This window comes from Dyella sp. 01N36, from assembly GCF_056399745.1.
The window spans coordinates 14,687-27,102 of the sequence record NZ_JBFTRY010000011.1 but is presented as its reverse complement, the minus strand read 5'-3'; the positions used below and the strand labels follow the sequence as shown (position 1 = coordinate 27,102).

Here is a 12,416-nt window from a genome sequence, read left to right as displayed (position 1 = left end):
TTAGCCCTTGAATCTGAACGCCAGCAGATTTATTGCGTAAGCAGCCACCAGCCCCGTGATGGCAGCTAGTGGCGGTAATTTCCATTGACCCAGGATCGCGATCAGCCCTCCGAAGATCACGATCCACTTCAGGACCAAACCTGACATCACGTGCCACATGGCCGTGCCTCCCCCACCCAACCCCTTGAAGGAGCGCCACGCCAGCAGCGCGGAACCCAGCGCCACCAGCGTGGCGCCTGCAGCGGCCGCCACGGCTTCGCGGGGCCCCTGCATCAGGAAGGTGAGACCGACGGCCACCGCCACGGCGAGCTGCAGCAAAATCATGCGCAGTGCCAGACGACGACCGGAAGCAAGACTGTTGATCACGTGATGTTCCCGCGCGGCTTCGCTCAAGGCGGCACCGAACCAGCTGCGGGCCACGGTCCAATCCCAAAAAGTATATCAGCGGGGCATTTACAGCGACAAGCCGCGGCTGGCGCGACATCTTGTCCACAGGCCGATCTGTTCACAAAACTAGCAGCCGTCGTGAGAACTCACGAAAGAAAAAGGGCCGGACAACCGTCCGGCCCTTAGACGCAACTGGGGGGAAGAAGCGCTGCGTCGCTAAGCGGTCTTACTTGGCGCCAGCGGCGGCAGCGGCCTTCTTGACGGCGGCAACCGGAGCGGCCACGGCGTCGTTGGCAGCCTGCTGCTGCTCCTGCGCGAGCGCGCTGAGCGATTCGGCGGTCTTCTGCGTCACGGCGATGATTTCCTGGGTGACGGCCACGGCGCGCTCGGCGTTTTCACGACCGGCGGCAGCTGCCTTTTCCCAAAGGACGCGGAAACCGTCGATATCGCGGGTCTCGAGGGCGCCACTGAAGAAGTCAGCCGCAGCTTCCGTCTGCTTTTCCAGCGCACGGATCTGCAGATCGGCGACCTGCTCCAAACCCTTGAAGGCCACCGACTGTGCCTTGAAGGCGCTATCGGCCAGCTGCTTGGCGTAGGCGAAAACCTGGGAGTTCAGTTGCTGCGTCATGACTTGGGTCCCTCGACGGGATTAGGGGTAGTGGCGGCTACCCTACCAAATCATTTTGTGCATTGCAATATATTTTTCCTGAACACGAACACGTGTCATGAAAAATTCAAGATTACCAATCCGTTACAGTCAAACGCTCATTTATTGCGACGCGTCAAAAGCTGTCACGGCTACAACTGGCACCCGAGGTACAGGTCTCGTGCACCACCACCTTGTCCAGACCCGGCAGGGCCGGCTGCAGGCGCTTGAAGATCCAGCGGCACAGTACTTCGCTGGTGGGATTCTCCAGGCCCTCGATGTCATTGAGGTAATGATGGTCGAGCTGGTCAAACAGCGGCGCGAAGGCCGCTTTGACGTCCGCGAAGTCCATCACCCAGCCCAGCGTGGGATCAGGCTCGCCCTCGACGTGGATCTGGATACGGAACGAATGCCCGTGCAGCCGCGCGCACTTGTGGCCCGGCGGCACGTTCGGCAGGCGGTGAGCCGCCTCGATGTGGAATTCTTTGAAGATATGCATGCGGCCATTCTAGCGCCTGGCGGCTTACACCCACTCCAGCGGCAGCTTGCCGAAGCGCGGGAGGAATCGGAGCTTCAAGGATCGACTCGGCCCACCGCTCGTGGAAAAGAGCCCGGAATGCCGGGCAGGCGCGGTTTTGCGCTGACTGCGACTTCTTAAGCGAGGGGCATCGCAGCGGGGCCGGCCTTGGCAGGCAGCACCTGTGTGGTGCGATTGCACACGGCGATGGCGTGCTTGCCGCGCCAGGTGATGAATCACACGACGACGATCACGCGCGCGTTCGTGCGCGCGCCTCGGTACCAAAACTGGAATTCCGCGCGGGGTGCAAACACGGCCCGCGCACTCTGCCGATGGCGCAGCCACACTTCAGCGACGCGGCCTGCATCGTCGGACCACGCCAGTAGACGCGCCTGCGCACTCCAGCAGTGGCTTTGCACATAGAGCACGGTGTCCCACACGCCTGCTGGCAAGGCCTCATCGTCGCGCCCCCTGGGCTCAAGCAGCGCGACGAAGTCGGGCGGCCGCAATGGCAGGCGTGAACCGCTCACGCAGGGCTGCCCCAAATAAGCTTCATTCGACGAAGGCATGGGCGACACGCCGGATGAAATCTGCGGTGCTCTGCGCACCGAACTTGCGCATCGCGTTCTGACGATGCTTGCGCACGGTAATCGGACAGATGCTCAGGCGCGCGGCGATATCGTCGTTGGACACGCCTGTCCCCGCCAGCCGACAGATCTCGCGCTCGCGTGTGCTGAGCAGATCGCGGCTGTCGCTGGCATCGTCCGACCGGCGCTCACCCAGATGAAGAATGGCGTAGCGGATCAGCGCGCCCGGATGGCGCATGGCCATCTTCGTGCGCATATTGGTGCGGTGCTGGCGCACGGTATGGATGGAAATGCCCGATGCCGCGGCAATCGTGAGCGAACTCATGCCGCAGGCGATCAGGCGCAGGATCTCGTACTCGCGCTTGGTGAGCATGGATAACCGGAAACTGGATTGGGGAACCATCATGGATGTGATGCCAACAGCGACGTGGTGGAACTGACGCCAGAACACGGCATCGGGCGGGTGACGGATCCCTCGCTACGCTGATGGCGACGGGGCACGCTCGATGACGCGTCATCGCGACGCAGTGTCCGGCCGGCATGACCGACCTCTTTTCCATGGTGCTCCGCACTGTTGCAGCCAACTTGTCGATCCGCATCGGTGCTTTCAAAAACAAACGGTGGCTCGATGTCCGCGCGCCGAAGACGTCGACGGATGGGTACGCGATGAAACTGACAACGGGTCAGGAGAGCGTCTATCCGCGCTGGGGAGTAGCCACTCCACTACTTAGGGCAGCGCGTAGCGCGCGATGCGTCGCCCTTCATCACAGAGGGAGCGCTTATTGGCGAGGGCAACACGCGGAGGCAACACGACGGGGCGGTTTTGATCTTGATGCCGCGATCGACTGAATGCGGAACAGATAAGCCAGGGGGAGCGGCGCGGCGAAGATCCGAGACACGACGACGGCTCGCTCCCGTCCCGTCACGAAACGGGCGGAGAACAGACTTGCCGCTGGATTCAGGGAGATTGGGACCATCGGATCGATGGTGGCTATGGGTGGACTCGAACCACCGACCCCAGCATTATGAGTGCTGTGCTCTAACCGGCTGAGCTACATAGCCTTGGGTGCCGCCTGCCAGGGTTGTCGACGTGAGGTCGACCAGGCAGGGCCCGGCAGTTTAGTTGTCAGCGCCTTCCGGTTCAAGGGGGCCGGTTGCCCCCGCTTCCTGCGCTGTGCTTGAATCGACTCCGAGCCGCGGTGGTTTCCTGTAGTCCGCCGTATCCGCCCGGCTCCAGGAGGCAACATGATCGACGTCGATGGCTATCGTCCGAATGTGGGCATCGTTCTGCTGAATGCGGACGGCCGGCTGTTCTGGGCGCGCCGCGTCAATCGTGATGGCTGGCAGTTCCCCCAGGGCGGCATGCGCAGCGACGAGACGCCGCTGGAGGCGATGTACCGCGAGCTGGAAGAGGAAACCGGCCTGGCCGCGCACCATGTGGAAGTGATCGGCGTGACCCGCGGCTGGCTGCGCTACCGCCTGCCCAGCCGCTATGTACGCCACCACCAGCACCCGACCTGCATCGGCCAGAAACAGGTGTGGTTCCTGCTCCGCCTGGTGGGCAGCGAGGAAGCGCTGCGTCTGGATGCCTGCGAGAAGCCGGAATTCGACCATTGGCGCTGGGTGGATTTCTGGTACCCGGCCGCCCACGTGGTCAACTTCAAGCGCCAGGTCTACGAACGCGCGCTGCGCCACTTTGCGCCGCTGGTGGAGACCCTGCTGAGCGTCCAGCTGGGTGACCTGCCGCACCGCGACGGTCCGGACGCGGGCGATACCCCCCGCAAGGGCAAGGCCGCGGCCTGACGGGCCGCCAGCCGGCTCGCCCACAGCCGATGCCCAGGTTCGCCCACGGCAGAGCGGTATTCGCCCGCTTGCCTTCTTCACCAACCCTGACGGCAGCTGAATCACCCCGCCGGGAACGACACGAGTTCTGAGTTGACAATCATTCGCATTTGCGTTCCCATATGTGCCATGTATATCTGCATGTGCAACGCCGTCACCGACGGCGACATCCGCCGGGCCGCCAGCGAAGGCGTCCATCAGTTCGCCGAGCTGCAGGCTCGCACGGGCTGTTCGGACTGCTGCGGTTGTTGCGAACAGGAAGCGCGCGCCACCTTGGACAAGGCGGTGCAGCACGTCATGTCGACCCTGCCAGTAGTCGCCATCGCCTGACCCGGCACCCCACAGATCTCCCCCGAAACGCGCGGCATTAGCTGCGCGTTTTTGCATGCGCAACTCTTAGTCATTCTCGTTCCGACATGGCTGAAAAACTCGCCGTATAGTCGCCCTCTGCGCTGAAGGAGACTTCCCATGAAGGGCGACGCGAAAGTTATCGAATTCCTCAACAAGGTCCTCTACAACGAGCTGACCGCGATCAACCAGTACTGGCTGCATTACCGCATGTACAAGGACTGGGGCTACGACGAGCTGGCGGAGCACGAGAGGAAGGAATCGATCGAGGAAATGAAGCACGCCGACAACCTGGTCGAGCGCATTCTGTTCCTCGACGGGCTGCCGAACCTGCAGCACCTGGGCAAGCTGCGCATCGGCGAAAACCCGGTGGAATGCCTGCAGGGCGACCTGGACCTGGAAATGGCCGCCGTGAAGGATCTGCGCGAAGCCATTGTCCACAGCGAAAGCATTGCCGACTTCGTCAGCCGCGACCTGTTCAAGAACATCCTGCATGACGAGGAAGAACACATCGACTGGCTGGAAACCCAGTTCAGCCTGATCAAGGACCTGAGCGCCGAGCGCTACCTGCAGTCCAAGATCGACAGCTGATCGGCCATTTGGCACCCCCGGAGCGGCGCGCAAAGCGTGCCGCCGTTCCTTGACGCTTTCTACACAGCGGGGCTATACCTTGGCCTTTCCCCCGGATAGCCAAGCATGGCTTCACGCCCACCGCCGCGCTTCGTGGTACGTCCGCACGACGCGTCCGTCGGGCGGCGCCGCGCGTTGTGGCTAGGCGCAGCCTGGCTGGCCAGCCTGGTCATCGTCGCCCTGGTGGTGGGCGGCCTTGCCCACCGCGCCACCCCGGCCGCCAATGAAGCGCGCCAGCTCAAGGCGCTGACCCAGCAGAACGACGACCTCCAGCAGCAGGTGGCCAACCTGCAGCGAGCGGGCCAGGTGGCCGACATCGCCACGCGCTCGTTGCGCAAGACGCTGGGCGAGCGCGAAGAGGAAATCAGCGGCCTGCGCGCCGACCTGGGCTTTTACTCCCGCCTGACCGGCGGCGATGCCCAGCGCGAGGGACTCAAGGTGCAGGAGGTACGCCTGCAGCCGGTGGACAATTCGCACGCGTGGAACCTCACGCTCAGCCTCACCCAGAATGCCAAGCGCGGTGACGATGTCACCGGCAACGCCAGCGTGAGTGTCGAGGGCCTGCGCGGCGACAAGGTGATCCAGCTCGACTGGTCGGCGCTGGGCGACAACGCGCAGCGCGACGGCATGCCTTTCCGCTTCAAATATTTCCAGCAGCTGCAGGGCACCATCGTGTTGCCCACCGATTTTCGGCCCACCCGCCTGATCATCAAGGCCCAGCCAGCCGGGGACGACCCGGTCACCCGCGCGGTCGCCTGGGGCGAGGCGCTGTCGGGCCACCTGACACCGACCCAAGGGGAACAAGATGCTCAACCGTAAGCGCAGCGAGCGCGCACCCAACAGCCACGACACCAGCCTGATCGCCCGCGGCACGGTGGTCCACGGCGACGTGCGCTTCAGCGGCGCGCTGCACCTCGACGGCCAGATCGTCGGTTCGGTGCTGGCCGATGAAGCAGGCGCCGTGTTCACCTTGAGCGAGAACGGTCACGTACAGGGCGAGATCCATGTCCCCCACGCCATCATCAACGGGCAAGTGAGGGGCGACATCCATGCCAGCGACCGCCTGGAACTGGCGCCCGAAGCGCGCGTGATCGGCGACGTTCACTACAAAACGCTAGAAATGGCCGCCGGCGCGCAGGTCAACGGGCGGATGAGCCACCAGGCCGCCGAGCTGACTCGCGAGCTGCCGGCGCCGTCGATGCGGGACGCCGAAGCCGTACCGGCCTGATCGCGGTATCCTTGCGTACGCGTTGTCGCATCCCCACTTGAGCATCATGGATACCGTCGTCTCTCTCCCCATCGTTCCCGATTACCGCAGCGCCGGCTCTGCCCTGGTGTTTACCGAGGCGGCGGCCCGCAAGGTGCACGAACTCATCCAGGAAGAGGGCAACCCGGAGCTGAAGCTGCGCGTGTACATCACCGGCGGCGGCTGCTCGGGTTTCCAGTATGGCTTCACTTTTGACGAAGCCCAGGCCGAAGACGATTTCGCGATCGACCGCGAGGGCGTCACCCTGCTGGTCGACCCGCTGTCCCTGCAATACCTCACCGGCGCCGAGATCGACTACTCGGAAAGCCTGAGCGGCTCGCAGTTCGTCATCCGCAATCCCAATGCCAAGAGCACCTGCGGCTGCGGCTCGTCCTTCTCCACCTGAGAGTCGTCACGGCATGGATCGCATCACCTTGGCGCGACCCAATACTTTCGCGGGACTCAGCCTGATCCTCGATCGCGTCGCCGAACGGCGCGACGAAGGCATGTGGGTGAACGAGCTGGGCGCATCCGAGAACGCGCGCTACCTGCTGATCGACCCGCTCGGCCAGACCTACCTGTTACCCGATAGCGACACGCTGCGCTGGCTGGACAGCGCCGAGCGCGAGCGTCTGCTTGGCGACATCAAGGCCAGCTTCATGGGCCTGGCGGACGAGCAGCCGCGTTTCCTGCTGGCGATCGACGAGGCGGAACGTGCGGCAGCGCTGGAACTGGCTCTCGGTGCCCGCCGCGGCGGCCTGCGCGATATCGGTCTGTTGCTGCCCGCCGACGAAGCGGGTCTCTTCGCCTACGCCAAGGGTCTGGTGCACTGGCAGCGCGAAACACGACATTGCCCTTACTGCGGCTCGCCGCTGGTGCTGGTGGCGTCGGGTCATCGCGCGCAGTGCACCAATGCCGAATGCGGACGCGTGCATTTTCCGCGCACGGATGCCGCCGTCATCGTCATCGTGGAACACCAGGGCGCCTGCCTGCTCGGTCGCCAGGCCGGCTGGCCGAAGGGCCGTTATTCCACGCTCGCGGGCTTTGTGGAACCTGGCGAATCACTGGAAGATGCGGTGCGCCGCGAAGTGGCGGAAGAATCCGGCGTGACCGTGGGCGAGGTGCACTATCACTCGTCGCAACCATGGCCGCTGCCGCAATCGCTGATGGTGGGTTTCACGGCAAAGGCGCTGTCACGCACCATCCGCTTGCGCGATCAAGAGCTGGAAGAGGCTCGCTGGTTTACGCCGCAGGACATCGTCGACGGCATCGCCGATGGCAGCTTCCTGCCTTCGTTGCCGCTGTCGGTGTCTTACCGATTGCTCGAGCACTGGCTGCGCCAACAGGCGGGCCTGGAGCTCGATGAGTTGGTCGCGCAGCGCAAGGGCTGAGGTTTTCCGGACCTCCCTGGCTGTCGTTCCGGCCTGCGCCGCAATGACCAGCAGCACGCCCGGCTGCGTACCCACTGACCCGTCACAGCGTTGTCCTACAATGCGCCCATCGACCGGGAGTAACGCGTTCATGGCTGTCAGTTTGCTATCTGCACTCATCGCACTTGGCCTGGTGCATGTCATGCCGCAGCTCGCGCACTGGCGCGGCGACGGCGGCTTCCGGCGCTGGGTGGCGCAGCTGGGTGACACCAGCGGACCGGCGCGCGTCGCGGTGACCCTGGGCGTGCCGGTGGTGCTGTGCCTGATCGCGATATGGCTGATCGACCTGTTGCCGGGCAGCGATCTTTTTCGCCTGATCTTTGCCCTGGTGGTGCTGTTGTACTGCTTCGGTCCGCACGCGTACGAAGCGGATCTCGAAGCCATCATCAAGGCACCCGACCAGCCGTCACGCGAAGCCGCCGCCCAGGCGTTGTCGGACGACGGCGAGCCGGTGGCCTGGAATGCGCTCGCACTTGGTGAAGCGACCGCCTATGCCGCGCTGCGCCGACGCTTTGGCGTGCTGCTGTGGTTCTTCCTGCTCGGTCCTGCCGGCGCACTGCTCTATCGCCTGGCGCAGACACTGGGCCGTGACCAGACCCTGCGCCTGGACACCGCCGCGCGCCATGCCGCCCGTGCCTTCGCCAACGTGGCCGACTGGCTGCCGGCGCAGCTGATGGTGTTTACGCTCGCCCTGGTTGGCCATTGGGATGCAGTGATTGGCGCGTGGAAGCACTGGCACCAGCAACAGCCGCCCAACCGCTGGTACGTGGAAGGCCCGGGTTTCCTCGGCGCTGCCGCGCGTGCGGATGTGCAGGTGGATATCGAAGCAGGCGACGGTTACGCCGAGGAACGCATCGATACGCTGGCCGAACTCATCCGCCTGCGCGGCGCCTTGCTGCGCGCACTGCTGGCGTGGCTCAGTGTCGTGGCCCTGATCGTACTGGCTGGCTGGATGGGATGATCAAGCGGGCGATCGCACGGGACCGGTGCGATCGCCAAGCAAGTTGTCAGGCGAAATCGCCACGCAGCTCTCGCACGCGAGCCTCCAGCGTGTCCAACTGCACGTCCTGAGGTGAACAGGGCGTACCGGCGACCAGTTCCACGCGAGCGCGGAAGCGTCGCGGCAGGCGCGCTCGGTGCAACATCGAATCGCGCCGGCTCCACACACTGCCCCACAAACCGCGCAAGGCCAGGGGCACGACCGGCACGGGGCGTCGCTCCAGAATGCGCGCGACGCCAGGCCGGAACGGCGCGATGTCGCCGTCCTTGGTCAAGCCGCCCTCGGGGAAGATGCACACCAGCTCGCCATCGGCGAGTGCGGCATCCACTTCGTCATAGGCGCGCTGCAGCACGACCGGATCTTCCTTCTGTCCTGCAATTGGGATCGCCTTGGCCGTGCGGAACACGAACTTCAACACCGGGATATTGAAGATCTTGTAGTACATGACGAAGCGCGCGGGCCGGCGCAGATTCGCCATCAGCAGCAACGGATCCATAAAGCTCACGTGATTGCACACGAGCAGGGCAGGACCTTCCTGCGGAATGTTTTCCAGTCCGTCGACGCGCACGCGGTACAGCGTATTCACCAGCACCCAGGTGATGAAGCGCATCAGGAATTCGGGAACGATGGTGAAGATGTACGCCGCCACCAGCACGTTGAGCAGCGCGGCGGCGAGGAAAATCTGCACGGCAGTGAAACCCAGTGCACCCAGCGCCAGCCCGAAACCCGAGGCCAGGCAGATAAACAGCGCGTTGATGATGTTGTTGCCCGCGATCACGCGCGACAGCCGGTCGCGCGGCGTGCGCGCCTGTACGAAGGCGAACAGCGGCACTACGTAGAAACCGCTGAAGACGCCGATCAGGGTGAGATCCATCACCACGCGCCAACTGCCCGCGCCATGGATGAAACCCAGCCAGTCCAGGCCATGCGCGGTCGCCAGATGCGGATGGGCCAGGTAGAGATCGACGCCAAATGCCGTCAGGCCGAATGCACCCAACGGCACCAGGCCCACTTCCACGCGGCGTCCGGACATGCGTTCGCACAGCAAGGCGCCGACACCCGTGCCCAGCGAAAACAGCGTAAGCACCAGCGTATTGACCGAACCGTCGCCACCCAGGTTGAGGCGCGTGTAATTGGGCAGTTGCGCGATCAACACGGTGCCGAAAAACCAGAACCAGGAAATGCCGAGCACCGCGTTGAACACGCGACGATCCTGCTTGGTGATGCCAAGCACGCGCATGGTTTCGCTGGCTGGATTCCAGTTGAACACGAGATCCGGCGCCGTGGCAGGTGCTGGCGGAATGCGCCGGCTGGCGAGATAGCCAAGCACCGCGACAAGAATCGTGGTGGCGGAGGCAGCCAACGGCCCATAACCCGCAATCAACATCAACGAATTGCCGGCGATCATGCCGATCAGCATCGCCAGCTGCGTGCCCATTTCCACCAGGCCGTTGCCGCCGACCAGTTCTTCCGGCTTCAGCGCCTGCGGAAGGATCGCGTACTTGATTGGACCGAACGTGGTCGAGTGCAGCCCCATCAGAAACAGCACCACCAGCAGCAAGGTGGTGTGGTGCGTGTAAAAGCCGACTGCGGCGATCGCCATGGCAGCGATCTCGAACAGCTTCACATAGCGGATGATGCGCGACTTCTCGTATTTCTCCGCCAGCTGCCCGGCCGTGGCCGAAAACAGGAAGTAGGGAAGAATGAACAGGGCCGGCGCCAGATTGGTGTAGAGCGACACCGTCTTGTCATCCAGCCCCATCTGGAACGCCACAAGCATGACCATCGCGTTGCGGAACGCATTGTCATTGAACGCGCCCAGCGCCTGCGTCCAGAAGAATGGCGCGAAACGTCGGCTTCCCAGCAGGTTGAATTGGCTCATGCGCAGCTCGGTGGCGTGGTGTCCTTCACGCGCGGAGCATAGCAGCGGGGACATCACGCACGGACGCTCGTCGGCGTCTGCATCGGCAAGCGGTGACGACCGGGCGTCGACATCGCCTCCGCTCGCTTTCTGGCATGCTCCGTTGCGTCGGCAGGCGCCGGGATCAGCTCGTGTCGATATCGGCGCCGATGGTTCGTCGGATAGGTAACTCCTCCAACACGGATAGTCGTCATGTCGAAAGTTCGCGTGCAAAGTTTTGCCGTATCGCTGGATGGTTACGCCGCGGGACTCGCCCAGGATCTTGAGCATCCGCTCGGCGTGGGTGGCCTGGGCCTGATGGAATGGGTTTTCCCCACCCGCATGTTCCAGCGCATGCATGGCGACAGCGGCAGCGAGGGCGAAACCGGCGTTGACAACGACATGGCGGAAAAGGGCTTCGCGAACATTGGCGCGTGGATACTCGGCCGCAATATGTTCGGCCCGGTTCGTGGCCCATGGCCTGATGACAGCTGGAAGGGTTGGTGGGGTGAGGAGCCGCCGTATCACGTGCCGGTGTTCGTCTTGACCCAGTACGCACGCGCACCGCTCACCATGGCGGGTGGCACCACGTTCTATTTTGTCACTGATGGCATCGACGCCGCACTGGAACAGGCACGTGTYGCCGCGAACGGCCAGGACGTTCGCATCGGTGGCGGTGTGTCCACGGTGCGCCAGTACCTTGAGGCGCGCCTGATCGATGAGCTTCATCTGGCTGTGCGGCCGTGGTTGATGGGTTGTGGCGAAGCCTTGTTCCAGGGCCTGGACCTGCCTGAGCTCGGTTACCAGGCGGTGGACAGCATCGCAGGCGAACGCGCCACTCACGTCATCCTGCGTCGAGAGGATCGATAGCAGACGTCGAAAAAGGCGCGACAGGTTCGTCGTATGGATGAAGGTCCCACCGCGGACCGTTCTTCCCTGAACAGGAGTCCCAGGCATGACCACCGGTACCGTTACGCTCCACCGTGTCCTTCGCACCACGCCCGAGAAGATCTATCGCGCCTTCCTCGATGCCGACGCCATGGCGCGCTGGCTTCCGCCCAATGGTTTCACCGGCAAGGTGCAGTATCTCGATGGCAAGGTCGGCGGCACCTATCAGATGTCGTTCACCAATTTCACCAGCGGTCACAGCCATTCGTTTGGCGGCACCTATCGGGAGCTCGTGCCCGGTGAACGCATTCGCTACACCGCGCGCTTCGACGATGCGAACCTGCCTGGCGAGATGCAGACCACGGTCACCCTGAGGCAAGTTTCCTGCGGCACGGAAATGAACGTGGTGCAGGAAGGCATCCCGGAGATGATCCCCACCGAGGCATGCTATCTGGGCTGGCAGGAGTCGCTGCTGCATCTGGCGAACCTGGTCGAGCCGGAGATTCCCGGCTGATTCATTGATGGAACGCCTGCGTTCCACGACTCGCAAGGAGCTGTCATGTGGACGCATGAAGAAGGCATCGAGATCGACGCCACACCGGCGCAAGTCTGGGCGGTGTTTGCCGATGTGCACGGCTGGCAGCGCTGGAACGCAGGCATCGAACACATCCAGTTGCATGGGCCGTTTGCCACCGGCACCACCTTCACCATGCAGCCGCCGGGCACGGACGCGTTCGTCAGCACCTTGATCGCGGTGGACGAGCGCAAGGCTTTTACCGACGCAACCGTTATCGATGAAACGCGCGTTGTGGTCGACCACCGTATCGAAGCACTCTCGCCACATCGGGTGAGAGTGACTTACGCCACCGGGATCACCGGCCCCGAGGCTGAGGCGATCGGGCCGCAGGTGACGGGCGATTTTGGCGACGTACTGCGTTCGCTGAAGAAGATCGTGGAAGAGGCGCGATGAATGCGCTGTCACGGATGATGCAAAA

Annotated in this window: 17 protein-coding genes and 1 tRNA gene; 11 read left to right on the top strand and 7 right to left on the bottom strand. The window is 63.7% G+C overall.

Annotation, left to right across the window (positions count from 1 at the left end):
- The 6 genes from AC1DMG_RS04555 to AC1DMG_RS04530 form a co-directional block, all read right to left on the bottom strand.
- On the bottom strand, positions 1-393 hold the full coding sequence (locus AC1DMG_RS04555) for a hypothetical protein (protein WP_441601951.1): 393 nt from the start codon (positions 391-393) through the stop codon (positions 1-3).
- Between the two features lie 220 nt (positions 394-613).
- Positions 614-1,015, bottom strand: a complete 402-nt coding sequence (locus tag AC1DMG_RS04550) for a phasin family protein (RefSeq protein WP_441601950.1) — start codon at positions 1,013-1,015, stop codon at positions 614-616.
- A 154-nt stretch (positions 1,016-1,169) separates the two neighbouring features.
- A complete protein-coding gene (queD, locus tag AC1DMG_RS04545; protein WP_441601949.1) occupies positions 1,170-1,532 on the bottom strand; it encodes a 6-carboxytetrahydropterin synthase QueD in 363 nt (120 codons plus the stop codon).
- 254 nt (positions 1,533-1,786) lie between these two features.
- Complete coding sequence (locus AC1DMG_RS04540) at positions 1,787-2,080, bottom strand: hypothetical protein (protein ID WP_441601948.1); 294 nt, start codon at positions 2,078-2,080, stop codon at positions 1,787-1,789.
- Between the two features lie 22 nt (positions 2,081-2,102).
- Positions 2,103-2,543 (bottom strand): LuxR C-terminal-related transcriptional regulator, encoded by a 441-nt coding sequence (locus tag AC1DMG_RS04535; RefSeq protein ID WP_441601947.1) that lies wholly within the window; start codon positions 2,541-2,543, stop codon positions 2,103-2,105.
- A 579-nt stretch (positions 2,544-3,122) separates the two neighbouring features.
- Positions 3,123-3,199 (bottom strand) — tRNA-Met (locus AC1DMG_RS04530).
- Positions 3,200-3,382: 183 nt separating this feature from the next.
- Between AC1DMG_RS04530 and AC1DMG_RS04525 the strand changes: the two genes are divergently transcribed.
- The 8 genes from AC1DMG_RS04525 to AC1DMG_RS04490 all read left to right on the top strand — a co-directional run bounded on the left by AC1DMG_RS04525 (position 3,383) and on the right by AC1DMG_RS04490 (position 8,594).
- Positions 3,383-3,940, top strand: a complete 558-nt coding sequence (locus AC1DMG_RS04525; protein WP_441601933.1) for an RNA pyrophosphohydrolase — start codon at positions 3,383-3,385, stop codon at positions 3,938-3,940.
- 168 nt (positions 3,941-4,108) lie between these two features.
- The gene (locus tag AC1DMG_RS04520) at positions 4,109-4,309 is read left to right on the top strand and encodes a (2Fe-2S)-binding protein (protein WP_441601932.1); all 201 of its coding nucleotides are present in this window, start codon (positions 4,109-4,111) and stop codon (positions 4,307-4,309) included.
- A 138-nt stretch (positions 4,310-4,447) separates the two neighbouring features.
- On the top strand, positions 4,448-4,918 hold the full coding sequence (gene bfr / locus AC1DMG_RS04515) for a bacterioferritin (RefSeq protein WP_204634695.1): 471 nt from the start codon (positions 4,448-4,450) through the stop codon (positions 4,916-4,918).
- Positions 4,919-5,023: 105 nt separating this feature from the next.
- The gene (locus AC1DMG_RS04510) at positions 5,024-5,776 is read left to right on the top strand and encodes a DUF6776 family protein (protein ID WP_441601931.1); all 753 of its coding nucleotides are present in this window, start codon (positions 5,024-5,026) and stop codon (positions 5,774-5,776) included.
- Positions 5,763-6,185: a bactofilin family protein gene (locus AC1DMG_RS04505; RefSeq protein WP_441601930.1), complete on the top strand. Its 423-nt coding sequence runs from the start codon at positions 5,763-5,765 to the stop codon at positions 6,183-6,185. The genes AC1DMG_RS04510 and AC1DMG_RS04505 overlap by 14 nt, the downstream gene beginning before the upstream one ends.
- Positions 6,186-6,231: 46 nt before the next feature.
- Positions 6,232-6,609, top strand: coding sequence for an iron-sulfur cluster insertion protein ErpA (gene erpA, locus AC1DMG_RS04500; RefSeq protein ID WP_441601929.1), 378 nt, complete (start codon positions 6,232-6,234; stop codon positions 6,607-6,609).
- A gap of 13 nt (positions 6,610-6,622) precedes the next feature.
- Positions 6,623-7,594, top strand: a complete 972-nt coding sequence (gene nudC / locus AC1DMG_RS04495; RefSeq protein ID WP_441601928.1) for an NAD(+) diphosphatase — start codon at positions 6,623-6,625, stop codon at positions 7,592-7,594.
- Between the two features lie 130 nt (positions 7,595-7,724).
- Positions 7,725-8,594 (top strand): beta-lactamase induction protein, encoded by an 870-nt coding sequence (locus AC1DMG_RS04490; RefSeq protein ID WP_441601927.1) that lies wholly within the window; start codon positions 7,725-7,727, stop codon positions 8,592-8,594.
- 46 nt (positions 8,595-8,640) lie between these two features.
- On the opposite strand, the gene AC1DMG_RS04485 is transcribed toward AC1DMG_RS04490, so the two are convergent.
- On the bottom strand, positions 8,641-10,515 hold the full coding sequence (locus AC1DMG_RS04485; protein WP_441601926.1) for an MFS transporter: 1,875 nt from the start codon (positions 10,513-10,515) through the stop codon (positions 8,641-8,643).
- Between the two features lie 231 nt (positions 10,516-10,746).
- Here AC1DMG_RS04485 and AC1DMG_RS04480 point away from each other — a divergent pair, with 231 nt between their 5' ends.
- The 3 genes from AC1DMG_RS04480 to AC1DMG_RS04470 all read left to right on the top strand — a co-directional run bounded on the left by AC1DMG_RS04480 (position 10,747) and on the right by AC1DMG_RS04470 (position 12,391).
- Complete coding sequence (locus AC1DMG_RS04480; RefSeq protein ID WP_441601925.1) at positions 10,747-11,403, top strand: dihydrofolate reductase family protein; 657 nt, start codon at positions 10,747-10,749, stop codon at positions 11,401-11,403.
- An 85-nt stretch (positions 11,404-11,488) separates the two neighbouring features.
- The gene (locus AC1DMG_RS04475; protein ID WP_441601924.1) at positions 11,489-11,935 is read left to right on the top strand and encodes an SRPBCC family protein; all 447 of its coding nucleotides are present in this window, start codon (positions 11,489-11,491) and stop codon (positions 11,933-11,935) included.
- A 45-nt stretch (positions 11,936-11,980) separates the two neighbouring features.
- On the top strand, positions 11,981-12,391 hold the full coding sequence (locus tag AC1DMG_RS04470) for an SRPBCC family protein (RefSeq protein WP_441601923.1): 411 nt from the start codon (positions 11,981-11,983) through the stop codon (positions 12,389-12,391).
- Positions 12,392-12,416: the final 25 nt, after the last annotated feature.